Annotated in this window: 13 protein-coding genes and 1 pseudogene; 7 read left to right on the plus strand and 7 right to left on the minus strand. The window is 63.7% G+C overall.

What is annotated here, in order from left to right; all coding sequences use genetic code 11:
• Nucleotides 1-317 precede the first annotated feature (317 nt).
• From EJ068_RS08520 to EJ068_RS08535, 4 genes are read left to right on the plus strand one after another with little or no spacing between them, the layout of a single operon-like run.
• Nucleotides 318-1,304: a substrate-binding domain-containing protein gene (locus EJ068_RS08520; RefSeq protein WP_127249172.1), complete on the plus strand. Its 987-nt coding sequence runs from the start codon at nt 318-320 to the stop codon at nt 1,302-1,304.
• Nucleotides 1,301-2,305 carry an ABC transporter permease gene (locus EJ068_RS08525; protein WP_127249171.1) on the plus strand — a complete coding sequence of 335 codons (1,005 nt, stop codon included), beginning with the start codon at nt 1,301-1,303 and terminating at the stop codon, nt 2,303-2,305. The genes EJ068_RS08520 and EJ068_RS08525 overlap by 4 nt, the downstream gene beginning before the upstream one ends.
• A complete protein-coding gene (locus EJ068_RS08530; protein ID WP_127249170.1) occupies nt 2,302-3,066 on the plus strand; it encodes an ATP-binding cassette domain-containing protein in 765 nt (254 codons plus the stop codon). Before EJ068_RS08525 ends, EJ068_RS08530 begins: the two co-directional genes overlap by 4 nt.
• A gap of 49 nt (nt 3,067-3,115) precedes the next feature.
• Nucleotides 3,116-4,201 (plus strand): Gfo/Idh/MocA family oxidoreductase, encoded by a 1,086-nt coding sequence (locus EJ068_RS08535; protein WP_127249169.1) that lies wholly within the window; start codon nt 3,116-3,118, stop codon nt 4,199-4,201.
• A gap of 117 nt (nt 4,202-4,318) precedes the next feature.
• Here EJ068_RS08535 and EJ068_RS08540 read toward each other — a convergent pair whose 3' ends face one another.
• The 6 genes from EJ068_RS08540 to EJ068_RS08560 all read right to left on the minus strand — a co-directional run bounded on the left by EJ068_RS08540 (nt 4,319) and on the right by EJ068_RS08560 (nt 9,800).
• Nucleotides 4,319-5,107 (minus strand): ABC transporter substrate-binding protein, encoded by a 789-nt coding sequence (locus tag EJ068_RS08540; protein WP_245483987.1) that lies wholly within the window; start codon nt 5,105-5,107, stop codon nt 4,319-4,321.
• Nucleotides 5,104-5,448, minus strand: a complete 345-nt coding sequence (locus EJ068_RS33160; protein ID WP_245463378.1) for an ABC transporter substrate-binding protein — start codon at nt 5,446-5,448, stop codon at nt 5,104-5,106. Before EJ068_RS33160 ends, EJ068_RS08540 begins: the two co-directional genes overlap by 4 nt.
• 83 nt (nt 5,449-5,531) lie before the next feature.
• Nucleotides 5,532-5,804 carry a hypothetical protein gene (locus EJ068_RS08545; protein WP_027024197.1) on the minus strand — a complete coding sequence of 91 codons (273 nt, stop codon included), beginning with the start codon at nt 5,802-5,804 and terminating at the stop codon, nt 5,532-5,534.
• 90 nt (nt 5,805-5,894) lie between these two features.
• Nucleotides 5,895-7,049: an HD domain-containing phosphohydrolase gene (locus tag EJ068_RS08550; protein WP_245463379.1), complete on the minus strand. Its 1,155-nt coding sequence runs from the start codon at nt 7,047-7,049 to the stop codon at nt 5,895-5,897.
• A 590-nt stretch (nt 7,050-7,639) separates the two neighbouring features.
• Nucleotides 7,640-8,203, minus strand: a complete 564-nt coding sequence (msuE, locus tag EJ068_RS08555; RefSeq protein WP_127249168.1) for an FMN reductase — start codon at nt 8,201-8,203, stop codon at nt 7,640-7,642.
• Nucleotides 8,204-8,423: 220 nt separating this feature from the next.
• Complete coding sequence (locus EJ068_RS08560; RefSeq protein WP_129554993.1) at nt 8,424-9,800, minus strand: aspartate aminotransferase family protein; 1,377 nt, start codon at nt 9,798-9,800, stop codon at nt 8,424-8,426.
• Between the two features lie 196 nt (nt 9,801-9,996).
• On the opposite strand from EJ068_RS08560, the gene EJ068_RS08565 reads away from it, so the two are divergent.
• Entirely contained in the window at nt 9,997-11,118 is a 1,122-nt protein-coding gene (locus EJ068_RS08565) for an NAD(P)/FAD-dependent oxidoreductase (RefSeq protein ID WP_127249167.1), read from the plus strand.
• 35 nt (nt 11,119-11,153) lie between these two features.
• Here the strand turns inward: EJ068_RS08565 and EJ068_RS08570 are convergent, their stop codons facing one another.
• A complete protein-coding gene (locus EJ068_RS08570) occupies nt 11,154-11,369 on the minus strand; it encodes a KTSC domain-containing protein (RefSeq protein ID WP_126064441.1) in 216 nt (71 codons plus the stop codon).
• Between the two features lie 100 nt (nt 11,370-11,469).
• On the opposite strand from EJ068_RS08570, the pseudogene EJ068_RS08575 reads away from it, so the two are divergent.
• Both EJ068_RS08575 and EJ068_RS08580 read left to right on the plus strand, forming a co-directional pair.
• Nucleotides 11,470-12,082, plus strand: a pseudogene (locus EJ068_RS08575) (alpha-ketoglutarate-dependent dioxygenase AlkB).
• A 182-nt stretch (nt 12,083-12,264) separates the two neighbouring features.
• The gene (locus EJ068_RS08580) at nt 12,265-12,675 is read left to right on the plus strand and encodes a hypothetical protein (RefSeq protein ID WP_127249165.1); all 411 of its coding nucleotides are present in this window, start codon (nt 12,265-12,267) and stop codon (nt 12,673-12,675) included.
• Nucleotides 12,676-12,813 lie beyond the last annotated feature (138 nt).

The following is a 12,813-nucleotide window of genomic DNA, read 5'->3' on the forward strand; positions in this document are numbered from 1 at the left end:
AGCGTGGTCTTCGGAACTCCGTCTGCTAAAGACACAATGGCGGCACGTCACAGACGCCGACCACACTAAAAATGCACTGCGCTCCATTTTAATTCTTGACGTACGTAAAATTATTTCCAAACATGCGATAACGCTGATGTGATATCATCAGCGCTCTGGGAGGAGCAACGCCTGATATGAAAGAAACCCGAACCGGGCGCCTTGTGCGCGCACAAGCTTGTCTTTCCAACGCAAGCGCCGGGGTCGCGCGTGTTTCGTCAGCCATGCCGTTCGCAGAACAACGAGCCGACAACCAAAAATCCGGAGGAGGAAGATATATGCGCATGTTCAATTGCCTGGCCCTCGGCGCTGGCCTGCTTGCCACGCAGCTAGCCGCGCCCGCGCAAGCCGAAGACGCCAAGGTCGCGGCGATCGTCAAAGGCCTCGACAATCCGTTCTTCCAGACCATGCAGAAGGGCATAGAGGAACAGGCCAAGGCCGACGGCGTTGGTGTCACCGTGCAGGCCGCCGCCAATATGGGCGATGCGACGGGGCAGGCCGACAAGCTGACGGCCATGGCCCTGCAGGATTACGATTGCTACCTGGTCAATCCGATCAGCGTCTCCAACCTGGTGCAGGCGCTGGTGCCGGTCGCCCAGAAGAAGAAGCCGATCGTCAACATCGACTCGACCATCGATGCCGAACAGGCCAAGGCCGCGGGCTTCGCCGTCTCGACCTATATCGGCACCGACAACGTCGCTGCCGGCGCGCTGGCCGGCGAGGAGATGCTGAAGCTGGTGCCGAAAGGCTCCAAGGTGGCGCTGATTGCCGGTATCGTCGGCGACGTCGGCTCGAACGCCCGCATCAAGGGCTTCAAGCAGGCGGTCGAGGGCAAGCTGGAAGTGGTGGTTATGGTGAGCGCCGACTGGGATCGCGAGAAGGCGCTGACTGCTGCCACCGACATCCTGGCCGCGCATCCGGATCTCGCCGGCTTCTTTGCCGCCAACGACATCATGGCGCTCGGCGTCGAGCGAGCCGTGCAGACGTCCGGCAAGGACGTCAAGGTGATCGGCCTCGACGGCATTGTCGACGCTCTGAAATCGGTCGCCGCCGGCGAACTCACGGCCACCGTCGCGCAATACCCCTATGTGGTCGGCGCAATGGGCGTCGAGGCGTGCAAGCTTGCCGCAATGGGTAAGGAACTCCCCGCCAACGTGCCTGCGCCGGTGCTCCTCATCAACAAGGACAATGCGGAAGCCTCGCTGAAGAACTTCCCGCGTCCAGGCGGCGACTATCCGGATCCCTTGCGCGAGATGCTGAAGTGAGCCTTCCAGCCGACAACGCGCCCGCCTCCCGACAGGCGGGCGTCCACGAGGAGAGCCGTCCCTCCCTGGCGGCTCTCCTCATCGATCCTTCCTTCTGGGCCGACTGGGCATCCGTCGTCGGCCTGGTCGGTCTCGTCATCCTGTTCGGCGTCACCTCGCCAGTCTTCCTCAGCGTCGCCAACATGCAGGCGATCCTGCTTGCCGCCGCGATCCTGGTGGTGCTGTCGATCGGTCAGACCTTCGTTGTCGCCACGTCCGGCATTGACCTCTCGCTCGCAGCCTCCGTCATGCTCGGCGCGGTCATCCTCGGCCTGGTCAATGCGGCGGGTCTCGACATCTTCGCCGCCTGCGTGCTCGCGGCGCTCGCCACCAGCGCCATCGGCTTCATCAACGGCGTGCTGATCACCGCCGGGCGTATTCCCGATTTCGTCGTGACGCTCGGCACGCTCTCCGGCATCACTGGTCTTGGCCTCATCCTGTCAGGCGGCGAGCCGACCATGGTGGGCTCGACGTTCCTGCTCAAGCTCGCGTCAGGCTATCTCGGGCCGTTCGGCTATCCGGTCTGGGTGGCGATCGCGGCCGTCCTTGTCGCGCATGTTGCGCTCTACCACACGCGGTTCGGCGTGCATCTGCTTGCCACCGGCGGCCAGGCAGAGAGCGCCAACGCGCTCGGCATTCGCACGAACCGGGTCAAGATCGCCGCCTATACGATCTCCGGCTTCTGCGCCGGCATCGCGTCGATCCTTCTGGTGGCGCGCATCGGCTCGGCCGAGCCGCAGATCAACACAAGCCTGCTCCTGAACTCCGTGGCGGCCGTGGTGCTGGGCGGCGTCAGCCTGTTCGGCGGCCGCGCCAGCATCCTGGGACCGGCGATCGGCGCGCTGATGCTGACGGCCCTCGTCAACGGGCTGACGCTGCTCAGCGTCTCGGCCTTCTATCAACCACTTGCCGTGGGCGTGATCGTGGTCCTGGCGGCGCTGATCATGCGATATCAGAAATGAGCACCGTCAATCACATCGCGCCTTCCGAGGCGATCCTCGCCTGCCAGGGACTGAGCAAGCATTTCGGCGGCATCCGCGCCTTCACCGATGTCGGGTTTCAAGCCCGGCGAGGTGAGGTCACCGCGGTGATCGGCGACAATGGCGCCGGCAAGTCGACGCTCATCCGTTGCCTGGTCGGCGTGCATGTGCCCGACGGCGGCACGATCTATTTCGACGGCCGCCAGCACCCGTTCTCCAATCCGGACGAGGCGCGCAAATCGGGCATCGAGACCGTGCACCAGAACCTGGCGCTGATCGACGAATTGACGGTGGCGCAGAACCTTTTCCTCAACCGTGAGATCGTGCGCCGCATCGGCCCGTTCGCCCTGCTCGACCGCAAGGCGATGAAAGACCAGGCGCGCGCCATGCTGTCACGGCTGTCGATCAACGTGCCGTCCGTGACCCAGCGCGTCCGGCGTCTCTCGGGCGGCCAGAGGCAGGCGATCTCGATCTGCCGCGCGGCGGGGTCGGGCGCCAAGCTGGTGGTTATGGACGAGCCGACGGCGGCGCTTGGCGTGCAGGAAACGGCAAATGTCGAGGCCCTTATCCGCAAGCTGCGCGAGCAAGGCGTAAGCGTCATCCTGATCAGCCACAATTTTGATCAGGTGCGACGGCTCTCCGACCAGATCTGGGTGATGCGTGCCGGCAAGATGGTGGCGACGGTGCGCTCGTCCGAAACCACCGGCAACGAGCTCGTGGCGCTGGTGACCGGCGCGGCGTGACAGCCGCGCCGCGCATGGAATTTGAAACAAACTAGCGAAGGAGTTCGCCGTGGCGCTGATCCGTGTCGGGCTTGTGGGTCTTGGAGAGGTCGCGCAATCGATCCATCTGCCGGTGTTGGCCGACCAGCGCGACCGCTGGGTCATCGCCGGCGCCCATGACGTTTCACCGAGCCTGGTGAAACTCATCACCTCGCAATACCCAACCGCCAAGGCCTATGAAAGCGCCGAGGCGCTGATCAATTCGCCGGATATCGACGCGGTCTTCGTGCTCTCATCGGACGACACGCACAGCCGCTTCGTCCGCGCCGCGATTACAGCCAACAAGCATGTCCTGCTCGAAAAGCCCGCCTGTCTGACGGTGCGCGAGATCGACGAGCTGATGGCGCTGAGCAAGGACTACGAAAAGACGATCTTCGTCGGCTACATGCGCCGCTACGCGCCGGCCTATCTGGCGGCGCGAGACGAGTTGCCGGCGCACGAAGACATCACCCACGTGCGCATTTTCGACCTGATCTCGGAAGGCCGGCATTTCCTGAAGAACAGCCAGAACATCCTCTATCCGCGGGACATCGACCCGGCGATCCTTTCGCGCGGTGCCGAGGAGCGCGACGCGCTGATCCGCGAGGTGGTCGGAAAAGACGCCTCGGCCGAGCTCGTGCGCGCCTATCGAGGCCTGACCGCGCTCTCCTCGCACCACATCTCGGCCATGCGTGGCTTGATTGGCGAGCCGCGGCGGGTGGTGGCGGCGCACCACACCAATGGCGGCGCCAACACCAGCGTCACCTTCGATTACGGCCACTTCGCCTGCCTCTATGACGCGGTGGTCGACGATCTCGGCCTGTTCGATGCCATGATCGAGGTTCGCTCCAACACCAAACGGGTACGGATCATCTACGACACGCCCTATATCCGCAGCCTGCCGACGCGCCTGGAGGTGACGGAGGCCGGGCCGCTCGGCCCAGTGACGAAGGCCTTCGGACCGCTCTATGGCGATGCCTTCTCCAACGAGCTGGAGACATTCCATCGCCACATCATGGAGGGCACCAAGCCGCTCACCGACCTGGCGGACTCACGGCGCGACCTTGCGCTGATGGCCGAGATCATCGCGCGGATGAGAGAGAGCGGCGGGAAATAAGGTCGCCAGCCGCGACATGCAGGGCAGTCAGGTCCGACCAGCTTGTCAGTGCGACGGAGATAGCGAGGGCATCATGCGGCTGCCCCCGCCAGAAGCATCAGCGATCGGCGCTTCAAGTCACCCTGCGTTCCTGAATTGGAAGCCGCTGAGCACTTGCTCGTCGGGATCGATCGGACCCAGATTCTTGACGATCCGGAATCGACCGCTCTGTGCCTGCGGGATGTCCATGTTCATGCGAACATGGTGTTGTCCGGGAACCATCTCGGCCGGACCGCCCGGGCCTTCGCCGATCCGCACGTGATCGAGCGCCTGTATAACCGCATCTCGCTCGACACTGCCTGCTTCCTTTACCGCAGCTTCCCACATCTTGATTGCCCGGTAATGTCCGGTGCACCCGCTGCCCGCGGTCAAGGTGGCGCCGCCTGGGAACCGCTCGCTATAGCGGCGCAAGAGCGCGCGGCCGAACGGTTCGTCTTGTTCCTGATAGTAATCGAGGCAGCTGTAGAGGCCCTCGATCTGCTCGGACGGCACCAGATTGAAGAAGTTCTCGTCGAAGTAAGTGCAGACGATTCTGCCGCCGCGTTTGCCGAAACCGGCCTTGTGCAGTTCTTCGAGGAATGGCGTCAGGCCCGGCGGGACAATGGTGTTGAAAATCACGTCCGTGCCGCTTGCCATGATCTGCTGCACCGTACGTCGGAAATCGACGGTGTCGAGCGGGAAATACTCCTCGCCGACGATCTCGCCGCCATTGGCGTGCACCGCCCGACTGGCGGCCTTGTTGAGCAGATGCGGCCAGATGTAGTCAGCCGACGGCAGATAGAACCGCTTCGCTCCGGTGCTCTTCATCAGCCATGGGATCAGCGGATCGACCTGCTGCGCTGGCACGGGGCCCGTGCAGAAGATCAGGGGATCATTTTCCTGTCCCTCATACTGCTCGTATAGATGTAGAGCGTCCTGCCCCGCGTGACCGCCTCGCTTTTGATGGCCAGGCGGGTCGAACTGTAGATACCGCCGACGACCACATCGACCTTCTCGGCATCGACCAGTTTCGCGGCCTTTGCCTTGGCGACACTGTCGGTGGTCTCGCCATCCTCGATGACGAGTTCCACCGGCCGGCCGAGCAGGCCGCCTGTGGCATTGACATCGTCGACGAGCATCGTGGTGAGGTTCGCGTTTGCGATGCCCATGAAAGACAATGGGCCTGTCAGTTCGGCGATGAGGCCGATCTTGATGGGTTTCGGATCCATTTGAAATCTCCGATCACGGGTTTCGTGTTCTGGATTTTGCCGGACGCGCCGCCGCCGACGGCAGGCGACGCACGGCGCGGACCTCAGGCCTCGTAGTGGCCGAGCAGCAATGCCGCCTGCGGCTTGCCGACATGGCCGGCTTCCTGAAGGATCGCCGGCACCTCCGGATCCGACACGAAATTCTTCCAGCCCTCGGCGTCCCAGTCGAAGATCGCCCAGACGCGGTCCGGTTCGCTCGGGTCGCGGAACACGGTTGCGCCGTTCGAGCCGTGCAGCCGGCGCTTGTCGGCGCCCTTGGTTGAAAAGATGCGGATGAAGTGGTCGACGTCGGCCACCTTGGTCGTTGCGAGAAGCATCGGATTTCCTCCTGTCGGTCGCGGCCCCCATTGGTCCGTCGACAGGATCACGATGCGCGCCTCGCAGCGGGCGCACATGGGGTGAATTCCCTATGCCGGCATTTCACCCGGCCGGACAAGGCCGTGCTCGACCGCATAGAGCGCGGCCGCGCCACGGGTGCCCACGCCGATCTTGCCATAGACAGCCTGGATGTGATGGTCTGCGGTCTTGGGCGAGATATCCAGCTTCCGAGCCACTTCCTTCGCCGTAAGCCCGGCGGCGATCAGGCGCAGCACCTCGATTTCGCGCGGCGTCATGCCGGCCAACGCCTGCGGCAAGGCCCGGCGCGACTGCTGCCCGGCGAATGACAACACGGCTTCGGCGGCGTCGGGGCAGATACAGCCGTCACGAACAGCCGCGCGCAGCTGTGCCGCCGCCGCTTCGCTGGACAGCGCCTTGCGGTGCGCACGTTCCTCGCGTGACGTTTGGAAGGCTTCGGCAGCGGCCAATATCCTCGCCGCCGGGGAGAGGTCGGAGCCGCCGACCTTGCGGTGATATCCCGAACCATCCAGGCGTTCGTGATGACGCAGCACGAGCGCCCCCATCGCATCGCCGTCATGGCCGAAGGAAGCCAGAGCCCGCTCGCCGTAATAGGCATGCAGTTCCGCCGCGTCGCGCTCGCGCACCGACAGCGGACCGTTGCGCATCCAGGTCGCCACAGGCACTGCGAGCTCTCCGATGTCATGGATGCAGCCCGACCAGCGCAGCGCGCGAACATCGGCGGCGGGCAGACCGATCCTTGCTCCGGCGCCCGCGGCCAGCTCCGACACCATCCGCGAATGGCCCTGCGTAAATGGCATGCGCATGTCGATCATGTCGGCGATGGCGAGGAACGCCTCGTCGCAAGCCCCTTCGTCCAGCGTCACGGGCGGATCCGGCTCCAGCGCTAGAATTGTCTCGCGGTCGATCGTAGCGCCGATACCCCGCATCAGCATCGCGGCGTTGGCCGAGACGAGCCGCGCCAGATCGGCCTCGTACGGGCCGTCGGCACGACTGCCGATGGTCTCGGCCATCCCGTCGATGCCGACGGCATCGCTGAGCGCGATCGCATCCTGCGCCAGTGTGATCAGGCGCACGGCGGGCGGAACCTCCTCGCCGCTCAGTCCACGCGGCAGGCCCTTGCCGTCCCAGCGCTCGTAGATCTGTCCAAGGTTGCGCCGGATTTCGTCGGAGAGACCGAGGCGTTCGCCGATCCGCTGCGCCACCTCAGGCAGGACCTGGTTGAGGGTGTGCGATGACAGAAGTCTCGATACGCCGCGCAGACTTCATGATGGTCCTCGCTTATGCCTCGGATCTTACTCGGCGCACCAAATCGTCAAATGTCGACAGTGTCTCAGCTGAAATTTTCGACGTGGACAAACCAGCCTTGACGAAACCCTCTTATACCAGCAAGCCCTAATGTAGGTAAGCGTTTGATTTCCTCGCGGATATCAGCCGCTTCCGACTATCGCGATGGAACTGAAGCATGTCTCCCGAAAGTGGGAACTGGCTTCGGGATAAAGACATGCGCAAATCAAAGACCAAAGCGCATGGAGCGAATCCGAAGGATCGCGACGCGCTTTAAGTCGCGATTGAGGCGCATCGAACTGGTCGGGGATATAGATTTGTTCTTAAGCGAGCCCAGTCCAAGGAGCGTCTCGCGGTATTGCAACCGGCAATATCAGCCGTCCGATTCCGACCGACATCTCGGCTACGCTTGAAACCGGCGCGATAATCGTATCGCCTGCCGGCTGGCCCGATGGCGTATCGGCCATGCCTCACCCGTCGGGAAACGTCCCCGGCCAGAGGGCCTCGGCTATTCGGCCGCAACCCGCTGACCGCCAGCGCGGCGCAACAGCGCATAACCCGCCTCCTCGACCGCCTGCGCGGCGCGTTTGCGGATCGCTTCGGACACGAGAACGCCATCGGCGAAATCCTTGTCCGTCGCGTAAACCCCCGTCGGCAAGGCAAGCGCCTCGAAGAAGCCGAACAGCGGCCGAAGCTGGTGCTCGACGATCAGCGCGTGCCGCTCGCCGCCGCCGGTGGCAAGCAGCAGCACCGGCTTGCCCCTGAGCGCGGCTGGGTCGAGCAGGTCGAAGAAGTGCTTGAACAGGCCCGTATAGCTGCCCTTGTAGGTCGGTGATCCGACCACCAGCACATCGGCATTGACGACCTTGTCGAGGACGTCGCGGCCCTTTTGATCGAGATCTCGCGCCCATTTGGCGCTGCCGAGCGAGGCGCCGACATCCTCGATGTCATAGGTGCTCGCCGACAGATTGTTGCGGACCGCGATATCCCTGACGACGTGCTCGACGAAGCCGCGCGTCTTCGACGGCCGGGTGAAATTTCCGGAGAAACCGACAACGGTTGGATTGGGCATGCTGTGGCACTTTCTCGGTATGTCGACGACCAGGGTCCAATGTCTATATTTTTATAGACTCCGACCCGTCTTAGAAGGAACCGTCGACCCTTGGAGGGCTCGCCGCCGAACAATTTTTCCATGGATCGAACAGATTATGGATACCGACGGCGAGACGCGCATAGGCAGCTTGCCGATCAGCAGGGGAAAAGGACGCAAGACATCGGGCGCCATCCTCTCTTCAGCCCTGCGGATTAATCTGCGGCAGGGCGGCGGCGAGCGAACGCTCGAACGCATCGACCAGCGCGTCGACCTGGGTCTCGGTGATGATCAGCGGCGGACAGAAGGCGATGGCATCGCCCATGTTGCGCGAGATCACGCCATTCTGCTGCAGGAAGCCGTTGACCAGCGCGCCGAGCACCGCCGGCTTGCCCCAGGGCGCCTTCGTCGCCTTGTCGGCCACGAGCTCGACCGCGGCGATGAGGCCGACGCCGCGCACCTCGCCCACCAGCGGATGCGAGGCAAGCTTGCGCAGCCTTGCCTGCAGATGCGCGCCGACCTTGCGCACATTGCCGACGAGGTCGCGCTCCTCGATCAGCTTGATGTTCTCCAGCGCGACCGCCGCGGCGACCGGATGACCGCCGCCGGTGAAGCCGTGACCGAAAGTTCCGATGCGGTTGCTCTCGTCGGCGATCGGCTCGAACACCTTGTTGTTGATGAGCAGCGCCGAGATCGGCAGATAGGAGGACGAGATCTGCTTGGACAGCACCATGATGTCTGGCTTGATGCCGAAGGTCTGCGAGCCGAACATTTCGCCGGTGCGGCCGAAACCGCAAATCACCTCGTCGGCCACCAGCAGGATGTCGTATTTCGACAGCACCGCCTGGATCCTTTCCCAGTAGCCGGCGGGCGGGACGACGACGCCGCCGGCGCCCATGATCGGCTCGCCGATGAAGGCGGCGATCGTTTCAGGCCCCTCGGCGAGGATGAGCTTTTCCAGCTCGTCGGCGAGCCGGGCGGAAAACTGTTCCTCGCTTTCGCCGGGCTCCGCGTCGCGCCAGTGATGCGGCGTCGACGTGTGCAGGATGTTGGCGATCGGCAGATCGAAGGAGAGATGGTTGTTCGGCAGGCCGGTCAGGCTCGCCGAGGCGATGGTGACGCCATGATAGCCGCGCTTGCGGCTGATGATCTTCTTGCGCGCCGGCTGTCCGAGCGCGTTCGAGCGGTACCAGATCATCTTGATCGCGGTATCGTTGGCCTCGGAACCGGAATTGGTGAAATAGGCCTTGCTCATCGGCGCCGGCGCCATCTGCACCAGCTTCTCGGCCAGGTCGATCAGCGGCGCGTGCGCCTTCGAGCCGAAGTCGTGGTAAAAGGGCAGCTTCGACATCTGTCTTGTCGCCGCTTCGACCAGCCGCTTTTCCGAGAAACCGACGGCGACGCTCCACAAGCCCGCCATCGCCTCGATGTAGCGATTGCCGGCAATGTCCTCGACATAGACGCCGTCGCCCTTTTCGATCACCAGCGGACCGGTTTCCTGGTGCTTGCGCGCGTTGGTGTAGCCGTGCATGTGGTAGCGGATATCGCGGGCTTCGGGGGAATTCGGTCTGGCGTCCATCATGGTGGGGTCCTGTCTTGGGGTCCAAAGCGGAAATAGGACGAGCTTCCTCGTTGAGAAATCCGAAAGTTCCGCGTTGCATTGTCACGGCTGATGCCTCATCGCGAAGGCTGGTCGCAAGAGCCGCCAAGCCGGTTATCGATAGCGCCAACAAGCCGCGACAGTCGCGGAACTGATGGCGCAGCAGGGTTAGCACATGGAACAAGTCGACTGCATTATCGCGGGCGCAGGCGTGATTGGTCTGGCGGTCGCGCGCGCATTGGCCGCCAAAGGTCTCGACACGCTTGTCCTCGAAGCCGCGGATGCCATCGGCACCGAGACGAGTTCGCGCAATTCGGAAGTCATCCATGCCGGGATCTATTATCCGCAAGGGTCGCTGAAGGCCCGGCTCTGCGTCGCTGGCCGCAACATGCTGTATCGATACTGTGCGGAACGCGCGATCCCGCATCGCCGCGCAGGCAAGCTGATCGTCGCGAGCGACGAGGCCCAGGACCCCGTGCTCGCCACGATCCAGGCTGGTGCCGCTGCCTGCGGCGTCGACGATTTGCGCTTCGTCTCCGCCGCCGAAGCGCAAGCCCTGGAGCCGGCGCTTCACTGCACCATGGCGCTGCTTTCGCCGTCCACTGGCATCATCGACAGCCACGCGCTCATGCTCGGCCTGCTCGGCGACGCCGAGGACAACGGCGCGACGCTGTCGCTCAACACCCGCATCGTCTCGGGCCGCGTCGAGCCGGGCAGGATCGTGGTGCGGACGATGGACGCGGCGAGCGGCGAGCAGTTCGAGATCGCCGCGCCGCGCCTTATCAATGCGGCCGGCCTGGGCGCCGTCGCCTTGGCAGGCTCGCTCGAAGGATTTGGTCGGCAATTCCTGCCGGCGCTTCGCTACGCCAAGGGCAATTATTTCTCGGTTGCCGGGCGCGCACCCTTTTCACATCTTATTTATCCCGTGCCTGAGCCCGGCGGGCTCGGCGTCCATCTTACGCTCGATCTTGCAGGCGCCGCACGCTTCGGACCGGACGTCGAGTGGACGGACACGATCGACTATCGCGTCGATCCGGCGCGCGGTGAGCGCTTCTATGCCGCAATCCGCAAATACTGGCCCGATCTGCCCGATGGCAGCCTGCAGGCGGGCTATAGCGGCATCCGGCCGAAGCTCTCAGGCCCAGGCGACGCCAACAGCGATTTCGTCATCCAGGATGCCGCAACGCACGGCATCGACGGCCTCGTCAATTTGTTCGGCATCGAAAGCCCCGGCCTGACTGCCAGCCTGGCGATCGCCGAGCACGTGATGTGCATCGTCGCGCCCAAGACGGGCTGACGACGCCGCGGCGTCAAGACGCGGCGCCCTGGCACTCAATGCCGGCGCCCACGTCCAACGAGGCGGTATCTGAAGCGATCGCGCACGAACTCGTTGAAGAATTGGCCTTTTGAGAAAGCTGCCTTGAAGGCCATGTAGATCTCGGGTTCCACATCCTCATAGTCGTAGCGGTCGCCGCTCGGAACGAACCATACCGAAAGGACTCGCCGCGACGGATCGTAGTGAATGTTCTGGATTGCGGTGGAAGGCATGGCCGGCATCCTGCTTCCATCCTAACCCTTCACGCATCTTCCAGGTTCCGCGGGCCGTGAGCGGCCTTGCACACGTGCTCCGATCGCCTATCTGAGCCGCATGTCATCAGCCAAACGCCCGACCAGGGAGAGCGCCCGCCAGGGCGATCTCTTTGGTGCGCCCGCGCTGCCCGCAAACCTCCCCGAAGGCTTCTCCTACAAGCCGGAACTGATCACCCGTGACGAAGAGCACGCACTGGTCGGCCATATCCGCGGCCTGCCTTTCAAGCCGTTCGATTTTCACGGCCATCCAGCCAACAGGCAGGTCGTCGGCTTCGGCCTGCGCTATGACTATGAGCGTCGCCAGGTGCTCGAAGCGCCGCCCATTCCGGACTTCCTGCTGCCGCTGCGCGCCAAGGTCGCCGAATTCGCGGGCATCCCGGCGAGCGAATTCGCGCAGCTGCTCATCAACGAATATCGCCCGGGCGCCGGCATAGGCTGGCATCGCGACAAGCCTGCATTTCGAGCTGGTCGCCGGCGTCTCCCTGCTGGCGCCCTGCAGTTTCCGGCTGCGCCGCAAGAGCGGCGCGGCATGGGACCGTGAAACGATCGACGTCGAGCCCAGGTCGGTCTATCTCATGGCCGGCCCGTCGCGAAACGAGTGGGAACACTCCATCCCGCCTGTCGCGCAACACCGCTACTCCGTCACCTTCCGGACGATGCGCGTCTCTTAGAGCATTTCACCGTTTCACGGAAACACGAACCGCTCTATCTTTGTTTTTGAAGCAATTCCGGCCGCAAAACCGCTCACACTCTTCCTGGAATTGCTCTAAGTCGCCGCTGTCGCGGCTTTCCTGGAACCATCACCCGGCCCCGGGGGTTGTGTCGTCAGATTTCGAGATCGAAAGGAAAGACGATGCGCACCTTGACCATGGTCCTGACGCTGTCGGCAATGGCATTGGCGCAGCCCGCTTCTGCTCAACGCGCCGATCCGCAGCCGCCGCAAGCCCCGCCTCCTGCTCAAGAACCCATTCCAGACCAGCCGCAGCCCGGCCAGCCGCAGCCCGGCCAGGACCATGCCGCCCAGAACGTCACCAACATCATCGTGGTGGCGATGGAGGACCTGCCTTCGGAAGTGAAGGCGCAGGCGGAGGCCATAGTCACCAGGACGACGGCCAAGGAGCTGGCCAAGCTGCAGAACTCGGTCGATGCCTCGCCCGAGGCGACGTCGGTCCTGCATGCGAACGGACTGAATTCCTCGCAGGTCGTCGCAGCCAACATCGACGGTGACGGCACGCTGACGCTGGTCATCCAGACGACGGCCTGACCTAAAGCATGTCTCCCGAAAGTGGGAACCGGTTTCGGGACAAAGGACATGCGCAGAATCAAGAACCTAAAGCGCAGGGAGCGAACCTGAAAGATCGCGACGCGCTTTAGAGGCATGACCCGGCCGAACGGCCACAGT

The sequence above is a fragment of the Mesorhizobium sp. M2A.F.Ca.ET.043.02.1.1 genome, assembly GCF_003952405.1.
Classification (GTDB): Bacteria; Pseudomonadota; Alphaproteobacteria; order Rhizobiales; family Rhizobiaceae; genus Mesorhizobium.

Excerpts from the sequence above, each read along its gene's own strand:
- EJ068_RS08530 (WP_127249170.1), top strand. The coding sequence starts at position 2,302 with ATGAGCACCGTCAATCACATCGCGCCTTCCGAGGCGATCCTCGCCTGC.
- EJ068_RS08560 (WP_129554993.1), bottom strand. The coding sequence starts at position 9,800 with ATGGACGCCAGACCGAATTCCCCCGAAGCCCGCGATATCCGCTACCAC.
- msuE (WP_127249168.1), bottom strand. The coding sequence starts at position 8,203 with ATGCCCAATCCAACCGTTGTCGGTTTCTCCGGAAATTTCACCCGGCCG.
- EJ068_RS08570 (WP_126064441.1), bottom strand. The coding sequence starts at position 11,369 with ATGCCTTCCACCGCAATCCAGAACATTCACTACGATCCGTCGCGGCGA.
- EJ068_RS33160 (WP_245463378.1), bottom strand. The coding sequence starts at position 5,448 with ATGGATCCGAAACCCATCAAGATCGGCCTCATCGCCGAACTGACAGGC.
- EJ068_RS08580 (WP_127249165.1), top strand. The coding sequence starts at position 12,265 with ATGCGCACCTTGACCATGGTCCTGACGCTGTCGGCAATGGCATTGGCG.
- EJ068_RS08520 (WP_127249172.1), top strand. The coding sequence starts at position 318 with ATGCGCATGTTCAATTGCCTGGCCCTCGGCGCTGGCCTGCTTGCCACG.
- EJ068_RS08565 (WP_127249167.1), top strand. The coding sequence starts at position 9,997 with ATGGAACAAGTCGACTGCATTATCGCGGGCGCAGGCGTGATTGGTCTG.
- EJ068_RS08545 (WP_027024197.1), bottom strand. The coding sequence starts at position 5,804 with ATGCTTCTCGCAACGACCAAGGTGGCCGACGTCGACCACTTCATCCGC.